We start from the raw sequence: 992 nt of genomic DNA on the forward strand, positions 1-992 counted from the left end.
GTTGTTAAACTGATGTACAAACCGATAGGCGGCGAACCAAAAGAAATCGAAGAGCTTGTTAAACGTGTTGCCAATGGTGATTTAACACTAAATACACAGGTAACAGGTCAAGAAACAGGGGTCTATGCAGCCACTATTTTGATGATCAATAACCTGAAATCAATTATCCGCAATATCGATAATGCGACTGGACAGCTTAAGTCCTCTTCAGACAAGGTTTCTGCCTCTGCAACCAAAACAAACCAAAGCTCTGAAGATCAAATGATGCAATTAGAGAACACATCAACTGCTATGAATGAAATGACCATGACGGTTGAGGAAGTGGCTCGCAACGCTATACAAGCATCCTCCGCGGCAAAAGAAGCGAACCAGTTCTCTGATGAAGGTATCAAAGTCGTTAAAGAAATGAATAATGACATTGCCACTCTATTGTCTGGCATTGAAAAAGTAATGCTTGTTACTACGAAACTTGAGCAAGAAACTCAAGGTATTGGGGCAATTCTAGAAGTTATCGATGCGATATCTGAGCAAACCAACCTACTAGCATTGAACGCTGCAATTGAAGCCGCTCGTGCTGGTGAACACGGTCGTGGCTTTGCCGTCGTTGCTGATGAAGTTCGTAACCTTGCTAACCGAACTAAAGAAAGTACAAATGAAATTCAAGGTGTGATTAGCAGCTTACAGGGTGAAGCAAAACGTTCTGTTCAGTTGATGAATAGCAACATGGAAGATGCAAAAACAACCGCTAGCAAATCAGACGATGCCAATAAAGCACTGCAATCTATCAGACAATCTGTCTCTGTGATACAAGACATGAACGTCCAAATTGCAACCGCTGCCGAAGAGCAAACTCACGTTGCGTCTGAAATTAACGTTAGCATTGTTTCCATTAACGACCTTGCTAAAACAACTTATGGGAGCTCCAACAGCAACAAGAACATGGCATCTAACCTGACCGACTTAGCACTAACACTAGACAAATCGGTAGATGT

The 992-nt window shown here is 42.1% G+C and carries 1 protein-coding gene; it reads left to right on the forward strand.

Annotation, left to right across the window (positions count from 1 at the left end; all coding sequences use genetic code 11):
* Positions 1 to 992, forward strand: a 992-nt coding sequence (locus tag ABFY09_RS15085) for a methyl-accepting chemotaxis protein (RefSeq protein WP_347985100.1), incomplete at both ends; no start/stop codon positions are given.

Origin of the sequence: Marinomonas sp. 5E14-1 (assembly GCF_039939215.1) — a bacterium.
Taxonomy (GTDB): domain Bacteria; phylum Pseudomonadota; class Gammaproteobacteria; order Pseudomonadales; family Marinomonadaceae; genus Marinomonas.